Annotated in this window: 22 protein-coding genes and 1 tRNA gene; 6 read left to right on the plus strand and 17 right to left on the minus strand. The window is 72.6% G+C overall.

The window, feature by feature from the left end; translation table 11 throughout:
- Positions 1-24: 24 nt before the first annotated feature.
- Positions 25-624 carry a TetR family transcriptional regulator gene (locus ACFYXU_RS31130; RefSeq protein WP_376507621.1) on the minus strand — a complete coding sequence of 200 codons (600 nt, stop codon included), beginning with the start codon at positions 622-624 and terminating at the stop codon, positions 25-27.
- Positions 625-706: 82 nt separating this feature from the next.
- Between ACFYXU_RS31130 and ACFYXU_RS31135 the strand changes: the two genes are divergently transcribed.
- From ACFYXU_RS31135 to ACFYXU_RS31145, 3 genes are all read left to right on the plus strand, one after another.
- Complete coding sequence (locus ACFYXU_RS31135) at positions 707-1,630, plus strand: oxidoreductase (RefSeq protein WP_376507622.1); 924 nt, start codon at positions 707-709, stop codon at positions 1,628-1,630.
- A 119-nt stretch (positions 1,631-1,749) separates the two neighbouring features.
- Complete coding sequence (locus ACFYXU_RS31140; protein WP_389461033.1) at positions 1,750-2,322, plus strand: TetR/AcrR family transcriptional regulator; 573 nt, start codon at positions 1,750-1,752, stop codon at positions 2,320-2,322.
- On the plus strand, positions 2,319-3,155 hold the full coding sequence (locus ACFYXU_RS31145) for an alpha/beta fold hydrolase (RefSeq protein WP_389461035.1): 837 nt from the start codon (positions 2,319-2,321) through the stop codon (positions 3,153-3,155). Before ACFYXU_RS31140 ends, ACFYXU_RS31145 begins: the two co-directional genes overlap by 4 nt.
- Here ACFYXU_RS31145 and ACFYXU_RS31150 read toward each other — a convergent pair.
- The 9 genes from ACFYXU_RS31150 to ACFYXU_RS31190 form a co-directional block, all read right to left on the minus strand.
- Complete coding sequence (locus tag ACFYXU_RS31150; RefSeq protein WP_389461037.1) at positions 3,136-3,972, minus strand: hypothetical protein; 837 nt, start codon at positions 3,970-3,972, stop codon at positions 3,136-3,138. The two genes, ACFYXU_RS31145 and ACFYXU_RS31150, sit on opposite strands and share 20 nt — an antisense overlap.
- Positions 3,973-4,021: 49 nt before the next feature.
- Positions 4,022-4,927, minus strand: coding sequence for an RNA polymerase sigma factor SigF (locus tag ACFYXU_RS31155; protein WP_361397102.1), 906 nt, complete (start codon positions 4,925-4,927; stop codon positions 4,022-4,024).
- A gap of 235 nt (positions 4,928-5,162) precedes the next feature.
- Positions 5,163-6,011 (minus strand): RNA polymerase sigma factor SigF, encoded by an 849-nt coding sequence (locus ACFYXU_RS31160; RefSeq protein WP_329856204.1) that lies wholly within the window; start codon positions 6,009-6,011, stop codon positions 5,163-5,165.
- A gap of 212 nt (positions 6,012-6,223) precedes the next feature.
- Positions 6,224-6,517: a Dabb family protein gene (locus tag ACFYXU_RS31165; protein ID WP_329856205.1), complete on the minus strand. Its 294-nt coding sequence runs from the start codon at positions 6,515-6,517 to the stop codon at positions 6,224-6,226.
- Positions 6,518-6,526: 9 nt separating this feature from the next.
- Positions 6,527-6,691, minus strand: coding sequence for a hypothetical protein (locus ACFYXU_RS31170; protein ID WP_329856207.1), 165 nt, complete (start codon positions 6,689-6,691; stop codon positions 6,527-6,529).
- 509 nt (positions 6,692-7,200) lie between these two features.
- Positions 7,201-7,285 (minus strand) — tRNA-Ser (locus ACFYXU_RS31175).
- 55 nt (positions 7,286-7,340) lie between these two features.
- Entirely contained in the window at positions 7,341-7,769 is a 429-nt protein-coding gene (tadA, locus tag ACFYXU_RS31180) for a tRNA adenosine(34) deaminase TadA (protein ID WP_329856318.1), read from the minus strand.
- Between the two features lie 107 nt (positions 7,770-7,876).
- The gene (locus tag ACFYXU_RS31185) at positions 7,877-8,410 is read right to left on the minus strand and encodes a hypothetical protein (RefSeq protein WP_361397434.1); all 534 of its coding nucleotides are present in this window, start codon (positions 8,408-8,410) and stop codon (positions 7,877-7,879) included.
- Between the two features lie 214 nt (positions 8,411-8,624).
- Positions 8,625-8,834 (minus strand): hypothetical protein, encoded by a 210-nt coding sequence (locus ACFYXU_RS31190; RefSeq protein WP_329856209.1) that lies wholly within the window; start codon positions 8,832-8,834, stop codon positions 8,625-8,627.
- Positions 8,835-8,925: 91 nt separating this feature from the next.
- Here ACFYXU_RS31190 and upp point away from each other — a divergent pair, with 91 nt between their 5' ends.
- Positions 8,926-9,561 carry a uracil phosphoribosyltransferase gene (upp, locus tag ACFYXU_RS31195; protein WP_015034991.1) on the plus strand — a complete coding sequence of 212 codons (636 nt, stop codon included), beginning with the start codon at positions 8,926-8,928 and terminating at the stop codon, positions 9,559-9,561.
- A gap of 155 nt (positions 9,562-9,716) precedes the next feature.
- Here the strand turns inward: upp and ACFYXU_RS31200 are convergent, their stop codons facing one another.
- Positions 9,717-10,346: a LytR C-terminal domain-containing protein gene (locus ACFYXU_RS31200; protein ID WP_361397094.1), complete on the minus strand. Its 630-nt coding sequence runs from the start codon at positions 10,344-10,346 to the stop codon at positions 9,717-9,719.
- A 121-nt stretch (positions 10,347-10,467) separates the two neighbouring features.
- Positions 10,468-10,764, minus strand: coding sequence for a type II toxin-antitoxin system VapB family antitoxin (locus tag ACFYXU_RS31205; protein WP_030209440.1), 297 nt, complete (start codon positions 10,762-10,764; stop codon positions 10,468-10,470).
- Positions 10,765-10,861: 97 nt separating this feature from the next.
- On the opposite strand from ACFYXU_RS31205, the gene ACFYXU_RS31210 reads away from it, so the two are divergent.
- Entirely contained in the window at positions 10,862-12,484 is a 1,623-nt protein-coding gene (locus ACFYXU_RS31210; RefSeq protein ID WP_389461039.1) for a helicase HerA-like domain-containing protein, read from the plus strand.
- Positions 12,485-12,533: 49 nt separating this feature from the next.
- Here the strand turns inward: ACFYXU_RS31210 and ACFYXU_RS31215 are convergent, their stop codons facing one another.
- The 5 genes from ACFYXU_RS31215 to ACFYXU_RS31235 form a co-directional block, all read right to left on the minus strand.
- Positions 12,534-14,087, minus strand: coding sequence for a M28 family metallopeptidase (locus ACFYXU_RS31215; protein ID WP_376507629.1), 1,554 nt, complete (start codon positions 14,085-14,087; stop codon positions 12,534-12,536).
- Positions 14,088-14,202: 115 nt separating this feature from the next.
- Positions 14,203-14,814: an HhH-GPD-type base excision DNA repair protein gene (locus ACFYXU_RS31220; protein WP_329856217.1), complete on the minus strand. Its 612-nt coding sequence runs from the start codon at positions 14,812-14,814 to the stop codon at positions 14,203-14,205.
- Between the two features lie 116 nt (positions 14,815-14,930).
- The gene (gene pip, locus ACFYXU_RS31225; protein WP_389461041.1) at positions 14,931-15,899 is read right to left on the minus strand and encodes a prolyl aminopeptidase; all 969 of its coding nucleotides are present in this window, start codon (positions 15,897-15,899) and stop codon (positions 14,931-14,933) included.
- Between the two features lie 28 nt (positions 15,900-15,927).
- The gene (locus tag ACFYXU_RS31230) at positions 15,928-16,497 is read right to left on the minus strand and encodes an RBBP9/YdeN family alpha/beta hydrolase (protein WP_376507631.1); all 570 of its coding nucleotides are present in this window, start codon (positions 16,495-16,497) and stop codon (positions 15,928-15,930) included.
- Positions 16,498-16,577: 80 nt separating this feature from the next.
- Positions 16,578-17,216: a TetR/AcrR family transcriptional regulator gene (locus tag ACFYXU_RS31235; RefSeq protein ID WP_389407916.1), complete on the minus strand. Its 639-nt coding sequence runs from the start codon at positions 17,214-17,216 to the stop codon at positions 16,578-16,580.
- A 163-nt stretch (positions 17,217-17,379) separates the two neighbouring features.
- Here ACFYXU_RS31235 and wrbA point away from each other — a divergent pair, with 163 nt between their 5' ends.
- Positions 17,380-17,988: an NAD(P)H:quinone oxidoreductase gene (wrbA, locus tag ACFYXU_RS31240; RefSeq protein WP_329856223.1), complete on the plus strand. Its 609-nt coding sequence runs from the start codon at positions 17,380-17,382 to the stop codon at positions 17,986-17,988.
- Positions 17,989-18,021: the final 33 nt, after the last annotated feature.

Raw genomic sequence — 18,021 nt, forward strand, 5'->3', positions numbered from 1 at the left:
CCTCCTTCTTTGCTTCTCTCTCCTCTACTCGGCCGTCGTCGCGTCCAGCGCGGGCGCGAGCAGGGCGAAGGCCTCCGCGATCAGTGCGCCCGGGTCCTCGGCGCCCGCGCCCTCGCTCCACCGCTGGAGCACCGCCTCGAACGCGGTCAGGGCCATGCCCGCCGCGAGCCGCGGGGTCAGGTCGGTCGCGGGATCGCGCGCGAGCCGGGTCCCCAGTTCCTCCGTCAGCTCCTCGCGCCACCGCGCCTGGTGCTCCAGGAGGCGGGCGTGCAGCGCGGGCGTCCGCAGGATCAGCCGGACCACGGGCAGGGCGCGGTCGGCGTGGTCCTCGCAGGCGGCCAGCGGTACGGAGACGGTGTGGAGGAGCGCCTCGGAGGGGCGTTCCCCGGCGGGCCGGGCGGCGAGCCCCGCGCGCATGTCGGCGCCCATGCCGGCCAGGAACTGGACGACCACGTCCTCCTTCGATGCGAAGTAGCGGAAGAAGGTCCGCTTGGAGACTCCCGCGGTGGTCGCGATCTCGTCGACGGTCACCGCGTCGAAGCCCCGGAGGGCGAGCAGCTGGAGCGCCGCCTCGGTGAGCTCGGTCGCGACGAGCTGGCGTTTGCGCTGGGCGAGGGTGGTCACGGCCCCGATGGTAACGCGGTGCCTTCGATGGCACCAAGTCGCGTACTTGACACTTGGTGACACGAAGGGCAGCGTGTGCCGCATGAATGACAAGCAGCGCTGGACCGCCGACCGGATCCCGGACCAGACCGGGCGGGTGTTCGTCGTCACCGGGGCCAACAGCGGTCTCGGCCTCGCCACCACCCGCGAGCTCGCCCGCCGCGGCGGGCGCGTGATCCTCGCCGTACGGGACGAGGAGAAGGGCCGCCGTGCCGTCGCGTCCCTCGACGTCGACGCGCGCCTCCTCTCCGTCCGGCGGATCGACCTCGCCGACCTCGACTCGGTGCGCGCCTTCGCCGACCGCGTGCGCGCGGAGCACCCGCACCTGGACGTGCTGGTCAACAACGCGGGCGTGATGGCGCCGCCGCGCACGCTCAGTGCCCAGGGGTACGAGCTCCAGTTCGCCGCCAACCACCTCGGCCACTTCGCGCTCACCGGTCTGCTGCTCGACCGGCTGGCCGCCGGGACCGATCCCCGGGTGGTCACGGTCAGCTCGATCAACCACCGGCAGGGCTCCCTCCGCTTCGACGATCTGAGCGGTGAGCGCGGATACGCGCCGATGGCCTTCTACAACCAGTCGAAGTTCGCCAACGCCGTCTTCGGCAAGGAGCTGCACCGGCGGCTGTCCGCGACCACCGGCCCGGTCCGCAGCGTGCTCGCCCATCCCGGCTACACCGCCACGAGCCTCCAGATGAAGGACACCTCCGGCCTGGCGAAGCTGTTCTTCGGCAGGATCGGCAATCCGCTGCTGGCCCAGCGGCCGGAGCGGGGTGCGCTGCCCCAGCTGTACGCGGCGACCGATCCGACCGTCGCGGGCGGCGAGTTCATCGGCCCGGACGGCATGGGCGAGCTGCGGGGGCACCCCACGCGCGTGCGCCTCTCCGAGGCCGCGGACGACCCCGGGACGGGCCGCAGGCTGTGGGAGGAGTCGGAGCGGCTGACGGGCGTGCGCTTTCCCGCTTCCTGACCGAAGCCGTCTGCTCTTTCTCGCTTCCTGACCGAAGCCGTCGTGCTCTTTCTCGCTTCCAAGCCAAAGCTAGGGGTGTTAGCTTTCTTCCTAGGAGCTCTAGGAAATGAGTGGTGCCCATGGTGCGCGCGGGAATCACCGTCGACGGGCTGGTGCGGGCCGCCGCCGAGATGGCGGACGAGAAGGGCCTCGACCACGTCACCGTCTCGGCGCTGGCACGCCGCTTCGGCGTCAAGGACGCGAGCCTCTACTCGCACATCAGGAACCTGCGGGACCTGCGGGTGCGGCTCGCGCTCCTCGCCTCGGCCGAGATGAACGAGGCCATCGGCGCCGCCGTCGCCGGCCGCTCCGGCCGGGAGGCCCTGGTCGCCTTCGCCGACGCCTACCGCGCCTACGCCCTCGCCCACCCCGGGCGGTACGCGGCGACCCAGCAGCGGATCGAGCCCGACGAGATCGCCGACACCGCCGTCCTCCGGCGGGCCGTCGAGCTCACCCACGGCATGCTCCGCGGCTACGGCCTCCAGGAACCCGGCCTCACCGACGCGGGCCGTCTGCTCCGGAGCACCTTCCACGGCTACATCCACCTCGAACTGAGCGGCGGCTTCGCGCACTCCCGCCCCGTCGCCGCGTCCTGGGCGCGCTCGCTCGACGCGCTCCACCACGTCCTGGAGAACTGGGGGAACACGGCATGAACGTCGGAACGGTCGAGGTCCCGGGGGCCCGTCTGCGGTACGAGTCCCGGGGCGGCGGGCCCGTCCTGCTCCTGATCCCGGGCGGCGCCGGTGACGCCGGACTGTTCGAGGGGATGGCCGGCCCGCTCGCGGACGCCGGACACACGGTGGTCTCGTACGACCAGCGCGGCCTGTCGCGCAGCCCGCTCGACGGACCCCTCGGCGACCAGCGGGTGGCCGAGGGGCGCGAGGACGCCCTGGCCGTCCTGGACGCCGTCTCGCCGGACGCGCCCGCGTACGTCTTCGGCAGCAGCTCCGGCGCCATCGTGGCCCTCGCCCTGCTCGCCGCCCGCCCGGACCGGGTGCGCCGCCTCGTCGCCCACGAGCCGCCCCTGGTGGAGCTGCTCGCCGACCCCGCGCCGTACCGCGAGCACTTCGCCGAGGTGCGCGAGCTGCACCGCACGCGGGGTCTCGCGGCGGCGATGGCCCGGTTCGCCGAGACGCCGGACGGCCGGGCGCCGGAGCCCGACCCGGAGCGCCGGCACGGCGAACTGCCCGCCTCCATACGACCGATGGCCTCGCGCATGGCCGCCAACATGCCGGTCTTCCTGGAGCACGTCCTGTGCCCGTTCTCCTCCTCGGCCCCGGACCTGGAGGGGCTGCGCGCCGCCGCCGGGAAGCTGGTGCTCGGCGTCGGGCGGGAGTCGGCGGGTCAGGAGGCGCTCGTCGGGCCGTCCCGGCGGATCGCGAAGCTGACCGGGGCGGCGACCACCGTCTTCCCCGGCGGCCACGTGGGCTGTGTGGAGCATCCGGCGGAGTTCGCGGAGGTGCTGGTCAGCGCCATGCGGCGGTGACCTCGCGGGTGTCGATCCGCATGCCGAGCGGCACCCGCCAGGAGTCCACGCACACCGTGTACGTCTCGGTCCGGGCCGTCCCGGGGGCGATGGGCGCGGGCAGCGGCTGACGCGAGTCGACCGTGGCCCAGTCGGTGCCGAGCAGCCCGATGATGTGCGTCGAGAAGCCGACGGTGCCCGAAGTGGCCGGGGAGCCACCGGTGTTGCGGAAGGTCACGGTCACCCGCTGGCACCAGCGCCGGTCACCGGCGGCGAGGCCGGGCGCGGAGACGGTGAGCACGGCGGGCCCGGGAGGAGCGGTCGGCGCGGGCGAGGGCGTGCCGGTGCCGGGCGCGGAGGGCCGGGGCGTGGCGGACGGAGTACGGGGCGGGGCGCCGGTGCCCGAGCTGCCGTGGCCGGGGGCGGCCGTCGGAGCGGCGGTCGATCCCGGGCCGGGACCGGAGCCCGGCCCGGCGGACGTGCCCGTGCCCGCACCCGTGCCCGCACCCGTGTCCGTACGGGAGGATCCGGGCGGCCCGGGGGTCCCGGGGGCCCCAGAGCCCCCGGAAGGGTCCGGAGAGGCCCCGCCCGGGCCCGTGGTGGACGTCCCGGGGGCTCCGGGCGACGGGGACGAGGTGCTGGACGTCGTCCCGCTCGCCGAGGGGCTCTCCAGGGGGACCAGGGTGACCACGCCCGAAGGGGCGACCGCGCCCTTCGGGGAGGGACCGGCGCCGACCGCCGCGTACCCCTCGTCGTCCGTTCCGCCGCACGCGGTCAGCGCCCCGCCGAGGCAGAGCGCCACCGCCACGAGTCCCGCTCCCGGCTTCCTTCGCCTCATGCGCCCAGTCTGGCTGACGAACCGTCAGACAGACCCGGGTTTGCGGAAGTCAGTCCGAGATGAGGCCCTCGCGCAGCTGGGCGAGGGTGCGGGTGAGGAGCCGCGAGACGTGCATCTGGGAGATGCCGACCTCCTCGCCGATCTGCGACTGCGTCATGTTGGCGAAGAAGCGGAGCATGATGATCTGCCGCTCCCTGGGCGGGAGTTTGGCGAGCAGCGGCTTGAGCGACTCGCGGTACTCGACGCCTTCGAGGGCCGTGTCCTCGTAGCCGAGGCGGTCCGCGAGGGAGCCCTCGCCGCCGTCGTCCTCGGGCGAGGGGGAGTCGAGCGAGGAGGCGGTGTAGGCGTTGCCGACGGCCAGACCGTCGACGACGTCCTCCTCCGACACCCCCAGCACGGCGGCGAGTTCGGGCACGGTGGGGGAGCGGTCGAGCTTCTGCGCGAGCTCGTCGCTGGCCTTGGTGAGGGCGAGCCGCAGCTCCTGGAGCCGGCGCGGGACGCGCACCGACCACGAGGTGTCGCGGAAGAAGCGCTTGATCTCGCCGACGACGGTCGGCATCGCGAACGTCGGGAACTCCACGCCCCGTTCGCAGTCGAAGCGGTCGATCGCCTTGATCAGACCGATGGTGCCGACCTGGACGATGTCCTCCATCGGCTCGTTGCGCGAGCGGAAGCGGGCCGCCGCGTACCGCACGAGCGGGAGGTTGAGCTCGATCAGGGTGTCGCGGACGTAGGTCCGCTCCGGGCTGTCGGCCGCGGCGCCCTCGGAGTCCAGGGCGCGCAGCCGCAGGAAGAGGGAGCGGGAGAGGGTGCGGGTGTCGAGGGCGCCCGGCGTGACCGGCAGCGGCGGCGGCGAGACCTCCGTGCTGTCGGTCGCGGTCGGCGCCGTCGTCTGCGCGGGCACGGGAACGGGCGTGAGCGTGAGCACCTTCGAGCTGCCCAGTTCTGTGGACATGCCACCCCCTTGAGGTCGCGGACGGTCGCGGTGGCCGCGACCATCTGAGGAACGCAGCCTCCACCTGAATACCGGCGGCGGGGCTGCGGCAAACTCGGTTCCAGCAGAATGTCACATGTCGGCAACACGCTGTAGTGACTTGTCGACACGGACAGCTGACATTTCCGCAGGAAACAAGGGGTGTACGGCATTTGGGGTGCCGGAGAACTGCTCCGAACCGGTCTACCCGTTCTGCTTACGCTTCGATCCTGTTTGCGGATCTCAGGCGGGCGAAGCTCCGGGCGAGGAGCCTTGACACGTGCATCTGGGAGACGCCCAGCTCCTGGCTGATCTGAGACTGGGTCAAGTTGCTGTAGTAGCGCAGCATCAGGATCCGCTGCTCCCGCTCGGGGAGCTGGACGAGCAGGTGGCGGACGAGGTCGCGGTGCTCGACCCCGGCCAGGGCCGGGTCCTCGTAGCCGAGCCGGTCGAGCAGTCCGGGCAGCCCGTCGCCCTCCTGCGCGGCCTCCAGGGAGGTGGCGTGGTACGAGCGGCCGGCCTCGATGCAGGCGAGCACCTCGTCCTCGCCGATGCGCAGCCGCTCGGCGATCTCGGCGGTCGTGGGGGAGCGGCCGTGCGCGGTTGTCAGGTCCTCGGTGGCGCCGTTCACCTGCACCCAGAGCTCGTGCAGCCGGCGGGGCACGTGGACGGTGCGGACGTTGTCCCGGAAGTACCGCTTGATCTCGCCGACGACGGTCGGCATGGCGAAGGTGGGGAACTGCACGCCCCGGTCGGGGTCGAAGCGGTCGATCGCGTTGATCAGGCCGATGGTGCCGACCTGGACGACGTCCTCCATGGGCTCGTTCCGGGAGCGGAAGCGGGCCGCCGCGTACCGCACGAGCGGCAGGTTGGCCTCGATGAGGGCCCCGCGCACCCGGTGGTGCTCGGCGCTGCCCGGTTCCAGGTTCTTGAGCTGTCCGAAGAGCACCTGCGTGAGGGCGCGGGTGTCGGCGCCGCGGGTGCTCTGGGGGCGGGCGCGGGGGGTCTCCGGTCCGCCGCCCGCTTCGTGCTGGGGCGGGACCTGAGGTGCTGTACTGGCCGGCACGTTCACGCCACCCCTTTGGCTGGTCTTGCTGGTCGACTGGGTCAACTACGGTCAACTCATCCATCAAAAGCGGTCATAGCATCACAAGACATGTCCACTGTGTGCAAGCACCGCAAAGTGACGTGTTGAGGGCATGTTGACGCAAAACGTGAGGTCACGCACGGAAAAGGCCCCCCGCCGCGACGGCAGGGGGCCTGGGGGTGAAGAGGGGACTAGAAGGAGTAGTCCGCGATCACCCAGGTCGCGAACTCGCGCCACTGCGCGACGCCCGCCTGGTGCGCGGGGTGGTCCAGGTAGCGCTGGAGCGCGTCCGTGTCCTCGACGGCCGAGTTGATGGCGAAGTCGTACGCGATCGGGCGGTCCGTGATGTTCCAGTCGCACTCCCAGAAGCGCAGCTCCGGGATCTGGCCGCCGAGGGCGCGGAACGCCTCGACGCCGGCGACCACGCGCGGCTCGTCGCGCGAGACGCCGTCGTTGAGCTTGAAGAGGACCAGATGGCGGATCACGGAGGGCTCCTAGTTGACGAGTTCGGTCATGAACTGGCCGACTCCCTGGGCGGCGCTGGAAATGCCCTCGAACCCTACCTGCACCAGGTCGGCCGCCCGGGCCGGGGAGGTGACGATCGTGTACAGCACAAAGACCACGACCGCGTACAGGACGATCTTCTTCGCCTGTGCCATCTGCCCAGCCCTCCCCTGTTCCCCCGCCGTACGACCGCGCCACTCTAACCGAGGCCTTATGGACCAAGGGCCCTGCGATCGGGGCCTTTCGCCGCCCCCCGGACGGGTGACGGGCGCGCAGTATGGAGGGCGAGCCCGGAGGATCTGGCAGGAATCCGAAGGACTCGAAGGAACCGGCCCGCACTGCGGGGTCCGCACCGCGTGCTTCCCCCCTGACCGCGGAGCAGGACTTGCCGGACCGGTTCTCGTCGGGGGGAGCGGCTTGTCCCCCCGATGCCGTTCCCCCCGTCCTCCTCGTCGAAGGCCCCGGCCGCGCCCCGCGCGGACCGGGGTTTCTCCGTAGGCGCCCTCGTACGCACGGGAGATGCGCACGGGAGACGAGCACGGGTGTCAGCGCGGGAGACGCACAGGGCGTGCGCGCGGGAGACGCACACGGGTGTGCGCAGGGGCGTGCGCGCGAAGATACGCCGAAGGGCCCGACGCTGATGCGTCGGGCCCTTCGATCGAAGCGGTAGCGGAGGGATTTGAACCCTCGGTGAGTTTCCCCACACTCGCTTTCGAGGCGAGCTCCTTCGGCCGCTCGGACACGCTACCGAGAGAGAGCTTAGCCCAAAGTGCGGCTGCGATGAAATCCGTATCCCGCCGCAGGTCAGCGGGTGCGGAAGAAGGCCGTCAACTGGGCGGCGCACTCCTCGCCGAGGACGCCCTGGATCACCTCGGGGCGGTGGTTCAGCCGGCGGTCCCGCACGAGGTCCCAGAGCGAACCGGTCGCCCCCGCCTTCTCGTCGAGCGCCCCGAACACCACCCGCTCGACGCGGGACTGGACGAGTGCGCCCGCGCACATCACGCACGGCTCCAGGGTCACGACCAGCGTGCACCCCGTCAGCCGCCACTCGCCGGTCACCCGGGCCGCCCGGCGCAGGGCGAGCACCTCGGCGTGCGCCGTGGGGTCGCCGGTGGCCTCCCGCTCGTTGTGCGCGCGGGCGATCACCGTGCCGTCGGGGCCGAGCACGACCGCCCCGACCGGTACGTCACCGGCCGGGGCGGCCGCGTCGGCCTCGGCGATGGCGAGCCGCATGGCGTCCCGCCAGGGGTCCCGGACGGGGTCCGGGGCGGACACGGAGGCGGGCCCGGCGTGCGGCGCGGGGCCGTCCGCCGGCGGGGGAACGGGTGCTGCGGGCGGCACTAGCGGACGGCCTCCAGGACCTCGGCGGCGCCCAGGGCGTCCGCGATCTCCGTGAGCGCGTCGCTGTCGAGGGCCAGCAGGTCCTCCGCCGACATGCCGAGGTCCGCCAGGATCAGCCGGTCGCCCACCGGGGCGGCCGGGACGGCCTCGGCGGCGACGGAGCCCGCCTCGTCGTCCTCCGCGTCGTCGTCGAGCGGCTCCCCGTCCTCGGTGCCGTCCAGGTCCAGCGTCTCCAGGTCGTCGACCAGGTCGTCCAGGTCGTCACCGAGGAGCTCCCGGGTGAGCATCTCCCCGTACGAGGAACGGGCGGCGGCGGCGCCGTCCGAGACGTAGATCCGAGGGTCTTCCTCACCCTCGATCCGGACGATCCCGAACCACGCGTCCTCCTGCTCGATGAACACGATCACCGTGTCGTCGTCCGAGGCCTCACGGGCCAGCTCGGCCAGATCCGACAGGGTCTCCACGTCGTCGAGCTCCGTGTCGCTCGCTTCCCACCCGTCTTCGGTGCGCGCGAGCAGTGCGGCGAAGTACACCTGACTCTCTCCCACTGATCAGAAGGTGTGACGTACCGGCGGCGCGCTCCTGAGCCCGCCCAATCGGCATCGTGACAGAAACGACGCCGTCAGGAGAGGTCTTCGGCTCTTGAGTCGTGCATCAGTCTGAACGACCCCGCGATCGGGCGGGCGCGCGACCCCGGCGCGCGCGGGGGGCGCACAGCGCCTCCCCCGGGCGGCACGGCCGGGGCGCTCACCAGCGGAAGGTGCGCATGCGCATCGCCTGGCGCATCCGCGCCGCGCGGGCGCGTCTCGGCTGCACGCGCTCGCGCAGCGCCTTGGCCTCGCCGAGCTCGCGGAGGAACTGCGCGCGGCGCCTGCGGCGCTCCGCGTCGGTCTCCGGTGCCGGCGTCCGGGCCGCCCCCTCGGCGGCTCCGTCGGCCGGTTCTTGCTGGTCGGGCATCTGCCACACCCCCCATCGCTGGGTCCGTGTGTCCCCACCTTCCCCCAGCGCGGTGGGTCGACGCCAGTGGCGGGCGGGCTACTGTTGAGTCATGCGTCTCCACGTCGTCGACCACCCTCTGGTCGCCCACAAGCTCACCACCCTGCGCGACAAGCGCACGGACTCCGCGACCTTCCGCCGTCTCGCCGACGAGCTGGTCACCCTGCTCGCCTACGAGGCGACCAGGGACGTGCGGACCGAGCAGGTCGACATCGAGACCCCCGTCACGCCCACGACCGGCGTCAAGCTGTCGTACCCGCGTCCGCTGGTGGTCCCGATCCTGCGCGCCGGGCTCGGCATGCTCGACGGCATGGTCCGGCTGCTCCCGACGGCCGAGGTCGGCTTCCTCGGCATGATCCGCAACGAGGAGACGCTGGAGGCGTCGACCTACGCGACGCGGATGCCGGAGGACCTCTCGGGCCGCCAGGTGTACGTCCTGGACCCGATGCTGGCGACCGGCGGCACGCTGGTCGCGGCGATCCAGGAGCTCATCAAGCGCGGCGCCGACGACGTGACCGCGGTCGTGCTCCTCGCCGCCCCGGAGGGCGTCGAGGTCATGGAGCGCGAGCTCGCGGGCACGCCGGTGACCGTCGTGACGGCCTCGGTCGACGAGCGGCTCAACGAGAACGGCTACATCGTCCCGGGCCTGGGCGACGCGGGCGACCGCATGTACGGCTCCGCCGAGTAGGACACCGAGCGCTTCCACGGGGCCGGACGGAACCGGCCCTGCGGGGCGTGATCCGGTCGTACGGGAGCTCCCGTACGACCGGGGGTCCCGGTCTTGCGGTACCTACCGGCCGTGCGAGACCCCCGGCCGAGCGGGACCTATCGGCCGCGCACGACCTACCGGCAGGGCTTCGCCGTGGGCGCCGGCTTGGCCAGGGCGACCAGGGCCGCGTCCGCCGTCGCCTTCGGGGACAGCGTCTTGAAGGCGGTCCCGATGATCAGGTCCACGTCCGCCGTGCCCCGGGTGTCCGTCTTGGCCGTGGCGCCCGCGAGCTGGGTGCCGAGGACCGAGAAGGCGCCGCGCGTGGCCGCGGGCGCGCCGAGCAGCAGTCCGGCGCCCGGGACCTTCTTGTCGTAGGCGACGGGCGCGTTGCCGACCTTGCCGATCTTGAAGCCGCGCTTCTTGAGCTCGTCCGCGGTCGTCTTGGCGAGCCCGCTGCGCGCCGTCGCGTTGTAGACGTTGACCGTGATCTGCGCGGGTTTCGGAAGGGCGGCGGCGGCGGGCGTCGCGCTCGCCTTGGGCGCGGGTTTGCAGTCGGCCTGCTTCCCGGCCGTCGTCTTCGTCCCGTCGCCGGAGAACACGTCGACGAGCTGCAGCGTCCCCCAGCCGGCCGCGCCGAGCACGACCACGGCGGCGGCGGAGGCGAGGGCGATCCTGCGCCGGCGGTGGGGGCGACGCATGCGGGGGTAGACATCCCCCGTGATGCGGTACTTTCCGCCCATGCCGGGGGGAGTGAGCATGCTCATGAACGCAGCGTAATGCCGCCCGTCGGCGATGCCTACTTGATGATCATGTGATCGCGTCCGGATGGGCGCGAACTGACCCCGAAAGGGTCAGTGGGGAAGCCGCGGAGCCGCCCGGCCGAGCTCAGTCGAGTTCCAGGACGCGGGCGTGCAGCACCTGGCGCTGCTGGAGCGCCGCGCGGACGGCGCGGTGCAGTCCGTCCTCCAGGTAGAGGTCGCCCTGCCACTTCACGACGTGCGCGAAGAGGTCGCCGTAGAAGGTGGAGTCCTCGGCGAGCAGGGTCTCCAGGTCCAGCTGGCCCTTGGTGGTCACCAGCTGGTCGAGGCGCACCGGGCGCGGGGCGACGTCCGCCCACTGGCGGGTGCTTTCCCGGCCGTGGTCGGGATACGGCTTTCCGTTTCCGATGCGCTTGAAGATCACACGGAAAGCCTACCGGGCCAGCGGCTCCCGGCGCAGCCACGCGAGGGCAGTGGGATGCTGGTGCAAACCGTGGCAAAACCGGAATTGGGGTGCCGTCATGAGCGTCAGCGAGCAGCCGCCCTCGTCCCACGACGGGCCGCCCGCCCCCCTCGCGGGGCCCGCCGCCGAGATCGCCGCCGGGTACGCCTTCGACGGACCGGCACTCGAACTGGGGGCTCTGCTCTGGGACGGCACATGTCACCCGGACGCGCGCATCCGCGTCCCGCTGCCCGTCCTCAACCGCCACGGCCTGGTCGCGGGGGCCACCGGCACCGGCAAGACGAAGACGCTCCAGCTGATCGCCGAGCAGCTGTCGGCGAACGGGGTGCCGGTCTTCCTCGCCGACATCAAGGGCGACGTCTCCGGGATCTCGGCCCCGGGCGCGGACGGCGAGAAGGTGCGCGAGCGGGCCGGACAGGTGGGGCAGGAGTGGCGGGCGAGCGGCTTCCCCTGCGAGTTCTACGGGCTGGGGGGCATCGGCCCCGGCGTCCCGGTGCGGGCGACGGTGACCAGCTTCGGTCCGGTCCTGCTGTCCAAGGTGCTCCAGCTCAACCAGACGCAGGAGCAGTCGCTCGGCCTGATCTTCCACTACGCCGACACCAAGGGCCTGGAGCTGGTCGACCTCAAGGACCTGCGGGCGGTGGTCGCGTTCCTGGTCTCGGACACCGGGAAGGCCGAGCTCAAGGGCATCGGCGGGCTCTCGACGGTGACGGCCGGGGTGATCCTGCGGGCGATCACGGCCTTCGAGCAGCAGGGCGCCTCGGGGTTCTTCGGCGAGCCGGAGTTCGACACGTCCGAGTTCCTCCGGACGGCGCCGGACGGGCGGGGGACGGTCTCGGTCCTGGAGCTGCCGGCCGTGCAGGACAAGCCGCAGCTCTTCTCGACCTTCCTGATGTGGATGCTGGCGGACCTCTTCCACGACCTGCCCGAGGTGGGCGACCTGGACCGGCCGAAGCTGGTCTTCTTCTTCGACGAGGCGCACCTGCTGTTCAAGGGGGCGTCGAAGCCGTTCCTGGAGTCGATCACGCAGACGGTGCGGCTGATCCGGTCGAAGGGGGTCGGGATCTTCTTCGTGACGCAGACCCCGAAGGACGTCCCGCCGGACGTGCTCGGGCAGCTCGGCAACCGGGTGCAGCACGCGCTGCGCGCCTTCACCCCCGACGACGCGAAGGCCCTGAAGGCGACGGTGCGGACCTTCCCGAACTCGCCGTACGACCTGGAGGAGGTGCTCACCGGCCTCGGTACGGGCGAGGCGGTGATCACCGTACTGAGCGAGAAGGGCGCCCCGACGCCGGTGGCGGCGACCCGGCTGCGGGCCCCCGAGTCGCTGATGGGCCCGGTCGACGCGGCGGCCCTGGACGCGGCCGTGCGGGCCTCGCCGCTGTACGGGCGGTACGCGGAGGCGGTGGACCGGGAGTCGGCGTACGAGAAGCTGACCGCCGAGCAGCGGGCGGCCGAGGCGGCGGCGCTGGACGCGGCGGCCGCCGAGCAGGCGGCGAAGGAGGCGAAGGCGGCGGAGAAACCCGCGAAGGGCGGAGCGAGGGCTCCGAAGGAGGAGCCCTCGCTCGCCGAACAGGTGGTGGGCAGCGGGATGTTCACGTCCCTGGCCCGGTCGATCGGCACCCAGCTGGGCCGGGAGATCAGCCGCTCGCTCTTCGGCACGGCCCGCCGGAGGCGCTGACTCGGGCGGGTCGTCACGCTCCCGTCTGCCCCCCGACGCCTGGCACGCCCTAGGAGCTGACCTCGTCGTGGTCGCCGTGCAGGCCGCCGCCGCTGCCCGCGTCACCGGTGGTCGGGGTGGAGACGACCGGCTTGCGCAGGGAGGAGATGTCGTGGGCGTAGGTGCCCACGGCGTGGGCGATGACGTCGATGTTGACGTCGAAGGCCTTCATGTCGATGTTGCGCAGGTCGTCGCCCTTGGCGTGGTAGTTCACGTCGTACGCGACGCCCGCCGTGCCGCCGAACTTCGCGGCCTGGGCCGCCGTCTTGATGCCCTCGGCGCCGGTGAAGGTGCCGCCGGAGGGGATGCCGACCGCGATGAACGGGCCGTAGTCGGAGCGGCCGGTGAAGTCGGTGCCCTCGTGCGGGATGCCGCGCCCGTCCAGGTAGTCGGTGATGCCGCGCTCCAGCTGGGCGGAGCCCTCGGGGCCCGCGCCGGCGCCGACGCCGTCCGAGTTGTCGCCGTCGTAGACGAACAGGCCGTAGTTCGGCGAGGCGATCATGTCGAAGTTCAGGTAGAGCTTGATCTCCTTCTTGCCGAGCTCGCTGAGCGTGTCGACGTAGTGCTCGGAGCCGAGCAGGCCGACCTCCTCCGCGGACCACCAGGCGAAGCGGACCTTGTTGGTGACCTTCTCCTTCGACTTGGCGAGCTCCAGGGCGGTCTGGAGGAGACCGGCCGAGCCGGAGCCGTTGTCGTTGATGCCGGGGCCCGCGGTGACGGAGTCGAGGTGCGAGCCGAGCACCACGGTGTTGGCGGCGTTGCCGCCGCGGGTCTCCGCGATGACGTTGTTGGTGACGCGCTTCTCCTGGAGCTGGCGGATCTCGAAGGAGAGCGAGACCGGGCCCTTGGCGAGGTCGGCGGCGAGCTGGGTGCCCTCGGCCAGGCTGATGCCGCCGGTGGGGATCTTGCCGGAGGCGGGGTCGCCGAGGGTGCCGGAGAGGGCGCCGTCGACGTTGTTGTAGACGATCGCCCCGGCGGCGCCGGCCGCGGCGGCGTTCTGCGCCTTGATCGCGAAGGAGCAGACGCCGCGCTTGATCAGCGCGATCTTCCCGGTGAAGGCGCCGGTGGCGAAGTCGCCCGGCTCGCAGCCGGTGGAGCCGTCGGCGTCGACGGGCACGGCCGCGAGCTCGGCGGTGATGCCGCCGACCGGGGTGGACTTCGTGTACGTCATGGCCTTGATGTCGAGCGCGCGGGGGGCGGGCGCGACGACGGAGGCCTTCTCGGCGAGCGTCTGGGTGTAGATGAAGTCGAACTGCTGGTACCGGACGTCGTATCCGGCCTTCTTGAGCTGCGTGTAGACGTACGCGGCCGAGGCGTCGTGGCCGAGCGTGCCGGCCGCGCGGTTGCCCCCGGCCGAGTCGGCTATCGCCTGGAACTTCTGCAGGTGCTTGTAGGCGTCCTGGGCGGTGGTTTCGCGGACCAGCTTCTTCGCCAGCCTGGCGGCATCGCGGGCGGGTGCGGCCGAGGGGTCCTGTCCCGCGGTGGCGGGGGAGGCAAGGACCAGCGGGGTGGCGAGGGCGGCGGCGGCGAGGATGGCCGCGGCCCGGCGCTGGGATGCGTTCACAGAAGTCCTTCCCGGTACGGACGAGGTTGAGGGGAAGTTAGCGAGGTCGGGGGCATTCTGTGAACAGATCGGCCCGAATTCCTGTCAGGTCGCACAGGAATGAAATGTGGAATTCTCAATTCCCTTTCGGTCCGCCGTCTTTCGCCGCCTTTGCCGCCTTCGCCGCGGCCTTCATCTCCTGCTTGTGCGCGCGCACCTTCGCGAGCGACTCCGGCCCGGTGATGTCGGCCGCGGAGCGGTGGCAGTCCTCCTCGCCGTAGAGCCCGGCCGCCTGCCGCCAGCCCGACGGCCGCACCCCGTACTGCTTGCCGAGCAGGGCCAGGAAGATCTGCGCCTTCTGCTTCCCGAAGCCGGGCAGCGCCTGGAGCCGCGCGAGCAGCTCCTTCCCGGTCGCCGCGTCCGCCCAGACCGCCTCGGCGTCGCCCCCGTACTCGTCCACGAGGAACTGGCACAGCTGCTGGATCCGGTGCGCCATCGAGCCCGGGTACCGGTGCACCGCGGGCTTCTCGGAGAGCAGCGCGGCGAACTCCTCGGGATCCCGGGAGGCGATCTCGTGCGCGTCGAGGTCGTCGTGGCCCATCCGGGTCGCGACCGTGTACGGGCCGGAGAACGCCCACTCCATCGGGACCTGCTGGTCGAGGAGCATGCCGACGAGTGCGGCGAGCGGGGACCGGCCGAGGAGCGCGTCGGCCTCCGGCTGCTGGGCGAGGTGGATCTCTGGGCTCATGGATCGATCATCACGCGCGCGCGTGATGCCCGCCCGATGAGTTCACCCACCGGACGGGCCCGGGACGCGGCCGGGCCGCCGGTCGCGCCCAGGTCAGGCCCCGGCCGGGCCGCCGGTCAGGTCGCCGTCGGGCCCGGGACGGGGCGCGTGCCGGTCTTCGCGAAGCGGTCGAGGGCCACCTGGATCAGGTCGCCCGTCTCCGTGCCGCCCAGGTGCCCGGCCCGCTCCACCACGTGCAGCTCGGCGTCCGGCCAGGCGCGGGCCAGCTCCCAGGCGGTGGTGAGCGGTCCGCCCATGTCGAGCCGGCCGTGGATCAGGACCCCGGGGATGCCGGCGAGCCGGTGCGCGTCGCGGATCAGCGCGCCCTCCTCCAGGAAGGCGCCGTGCGCGAAGTAGTGCGAGCAGATCCGGACGAAGCCGAGCCGGGCGTCGTCGACGCGGTCGGTGTACGGGGTGCCCATGCCCTCCAGGGACAGCACCGCGTCCTCCCAGGCGCACCAGTCGGCCGCCGCCCGCTCCCGGACGGCCCGGTCGGGGTGGTTCATCCGGGCGGCGTACTCCCCGACGGGGTCCGCGGCGTGCCCCGCGCCCGCGAGGAAGCGCTCGTGGGCCTCGGGGAAGAAGCGGCCGACGCCCCCGTACAGCCAGGCGGTCTCCGAGCGGCGGGTGGTCGTGACCGAGGCGATCACGACCTCTGACACGCGCGCGGGGTGCGCCTCGGCGTAGGCCAGGATCAGCGTGGCCCCCCAGGAACCGCCGTACAGCAGCCACTGCTCGATCCCGAGGTGCTCGCGCAGCCGCTCCATGTCGGCCACCAGGTGCGCCGTGGTGTTCACGGACAGGTCGGCGGCGGGGTCGCTCGCGTGCGGGGTGGACCGGCCGCAGCCGCGCTGGTCGAAGAGGACGACCCGGTACGCCTCCGGGTCGAACCGCCGCCGGCCGCCCGGGGACGAGCCGGACCCGGGCCCGCCGTGCACGACGACCGCGGGCTTGCCGTCCGGGTTCCCCGACACCTCCCAGTGGACGAGGTTGCCGTCGCCCACGTCGAGCAGGCCCTGTTCGTACGGTGCTGTCTCCGGGTGCATCCGCCCGACGCTACTGGCCGCGCCGCCGCTACGGCGCCCCGTTTTCCCGCACCCGTACGGCGGGGTCCTCGCACCACGCCAGGAGCGAGGGCCACTCCCCGTACCCCGAGTCGGGGTTGAGGTGCTCGCCGTCCGGTACGCGGTCCAGGTCGAGGCCGAGCGGGATGCCGTAGTGCAGGTCGGCGCCCTCGGGGCAGTACGGGTCCCCCTCCCCGTACACGAGGCGCGCCGCGAGTCCCGGCTCCGTGAGGTCGAGGCCGTCGGCGAAGGCGGCGATCTCGGGGATGGAGGCGGTGACGCCGGGGGACGGCGGGGCGACCAGGAGGACCCGGTCGGCGTCCGGCCGCCGCTGCCCGGCGCGCAGCCACAGCAGCACCGACAGGCTGTGCGCGAGGACCACGAACTCGCCCTCGGCCGGGCGCTTCCCGTGCTGCTCCAGGGCGTCGAGCCACGCGTCGAGGACCGGCGCGTCCGGCGAGGGCAGCTGGGGGTAGCGGACCTCGTGGCCGCGCTCGCGCAGCCGGTCCGCGAGCCAGTGCTGCCAGTGGGCGGGCGGGCGGTGGTTCTGGAAGCCGTGGAGGATCAGATAGGTGGTCATGGCGTGATCCTGCGACGGCGGGCGACGGCCGGTCCACCAGCGTCCGAGGAGCGGTCGGCGCGTCCCCGGGCGGCCGGGCCTCAGGCCCGCAGGGTCAGCAGCTCCCGCACCCCGGCCTTGAGCCGGTCGGCCGACAGCTCCTGCTCCACGGTCAGGTGGTGCATCACGTCGGGCGAGAAGGGCGCGAGCGCCAGGTGCGCGAGGAGCGTGCTGTCGCTGCCCGGTCTGAGCTGTCCGATGAGCAGGGCCACGTGCGTGTGCATGACCCGGTAGGCGCCGCTGTGGTAGCGGGCGCGGGGCGCGGCGGAGTGCGCCGCGAGCAGCAGGGCGCGCTGCGCCCCGACCCGGTCGACGAGGGCGTCGAGGAAGGCGTCGAGCCGCTCGGCGGCGGGGGCGCCGGGGCCCAGCGGGGGCGGACCGCTCATGTAGGCCTCCTGGAACCGGCGCTCGCGGTCGTCGAGGAGCGCCCACAGGAGCTGGGAGACGTCGCCGAAGCGGCGGTAGACCGTGCCGACGCCGATGCCGCTGGCATGGGCGACCTGGTTCATGGTGACCGCCTCGGGGCCCTCCTCGGCGACGATCCGGGCGGCCGCGTCGAGGATCCTGCGCCGGTTGCGGGCCGCGTCGGCGCGCTCGGGCGCGGGGGCGTCGACGGTCGGGAGCAGGTTGAGCACCGGCGCCGCCGTCCTGTGTCCGGCCTGCGGGTTCTCCGCGCTCATGTGTCGACTCCTGTTCGCCCGGCCCCGTTCCCCCGTCGGTCCTTTTCTGGTGCGAGCATACCTGTTCCCCTTGCGAACCGGATAGCAATCCGCTTAACTCGGAGCCGTGAAAGCGGAAAGTGATCCGCTTCACTCGTCCGAGCCCGGCTGAGGAGAGTTCACCATGTCCGTCAAGGTCGCCGTCATCTACTACTCGGCCACGGGATCCGTGCACCAGCTCGCCCAGGCCGTCGCCGAGGGCGCCGAGAAGGCCGGCGCCGAGGTGCGCGTGCGCCGCGTCCCCGAGCTCGCCCCGGACGCCGCCATCGACGCGAACCCGGCCTGGCGCGCCCACGTGGACGCCACCGGTGACGTGGAGGTCGCCACCCTCGACGACCTGGAGTGGGCGGACGCGTACGCGCTCGGCTCCCCGACCCGCTTCGGCAACGTGGCCGCGCAGCTGAAGCAGTACGTCGACACGACGGGCGGGCTCTGGCAGCGGGGCGTCATGGCGGACAAGCCGGCGACCGCCTTCACCAGCGCCCACAACCTCCACGGCGGCAACGAGTCGACGCTGCTGGCGCTCTACAACACCTTCCACCACTGGGGCTCGGTCATCGTGTCGCCCGGCTTCACGGACCCGGCGGTGTACGCGGCCGGCGGCAACCCGTACGGCACCGCCCACCCGGGCGCCAACGGCGCCCCGGGCGAGGAGGTCCTCCAGGCCGCCCGCTACCAGGGGCAGCGCCTGACCCGCATCGCGAAGCGGCTGAAGGGCCTGGCGGACGACTGACGGCGGGAAGGGAGCACCCCGGGGGGTGCTCCC

Source organism: Streptomyces sp. NPDC002232 (genome assembly GCF_042890295.1).
Taxonomy (GTDB): domain Bacteria; phylum Actinomycetota; class Actinomycetes; order Streptomycetales; family Streptomycetaceae; genus Streptomyces.

Coding starts and splice junctions, on each gene's coding strand:
- upp (WP_015034991.1), top strand. CDS start 8,926: ATGCGTCTCCACGTCGTCGACCACCCTCTGGTCGCCCACAAGCTCACC.
- ACFYXU_RS31235 (WP_389407916.1), bottom strand. CDS start 17,216: ATGAGCGCGGAGAACCCGCAGGCCGGACACAGGACGGCGGCGCCGGTG.
- ACFYXU_RS31140 (WP_389461033.1), top strand. CDS start 1,750: ATGGTGCGCGCGGGAATCACCGTCGACGGGCTGGTGCGGGCCGCCGCC.
- wrbA (WP_329856223.1), top strand. CDS start 17,380: ATGTCCGTCAAGGTCGCCGTCATCTACTACTCGGCCACGGGATCCGTG.
- ACFYXU_RS31150 (WP_389461037.1), bottom strand. CDS start 3,972: ATGAGGCGAAGGAAGCCGGGAGCGGGACTCGTGGCGGTGGCGCTCTGC.
- ACFYXU_RS31145 (WP_389461035.1), top strand. CDS start 2,319: ATGAACGTCGGAACGGTCGAGGTCCCGGGGGCCCGTCTGCGGTACGAG.
- ACFYXU_RS31200 (WP_361397094.1), bottom strand. CDS start 10,346: ATGAGCATGCTCACTCCCCCCGGCATGGGCGGAAAGTACCGCATCACG.
- ACFYXU_RS31155 (WP_361397102.1), bottom strand. CDS start 4,927: ATGTCCACAGAACTGGGCAGCTCGAAGGTGCTCACGCTCACGCCCGTT.
- pip (WP_389461041.1), bottom strand. CDS start 15,899: ATGCACCCGGAGACAGCACCGTACGAACAGGGCCTGCTCGACGTGGGC.
- ACFYXU_RS31135 (WP_376507622.1), top strand. CDS start 707: ATGAATGACAAGCAGCGCTGGACCGCCGACCGGATCCCGGACCAGACC.
- ACFYXU_RS31220 (WP_329856217.1), bottom strand. CDS start 14,814: ATGAGCCCAGAGATCCACCTCGCCCAGCAGCCGGAGGCCGACGCGCTC.
- tadA (WP_329856318.1), bottom strand. CDS start 7,769: ATGCGGCTCGCCATCGCCGAGGCCGACGCGGCCGCCCCGGCCGGTGAC.
- ACFYXU_RS31190 (WP_329856209.1), bottom strand. CDS start 8,834: ATGCCCGACCAGCAAGAACCGGCCGACGGAGCCGCCGAGGGGGCGGCC.
- ACFYXU_RS31210 (WP_389461039.1), top strand. CDS start 10,862: ATGAGCGTCAGCGAGCAGCCGCCCTCGTCCCACGACGGGCCGCCCGCC.
- ACFYXU_RS31230 (WP_376507631.1), bottom strand. CDS start 16,497: ATGACCACCTATCTGATCCTCCACGGCTTCCAGAACCACCGCCCGCCC.
- ACFYXU_RS31170 (WP_329856207.1), bottom strand. CDS start 6,691: ATGGCACAGGCGAAGAAGATCGTCCTGTACGCGGTCGTGGTCTTTGTG.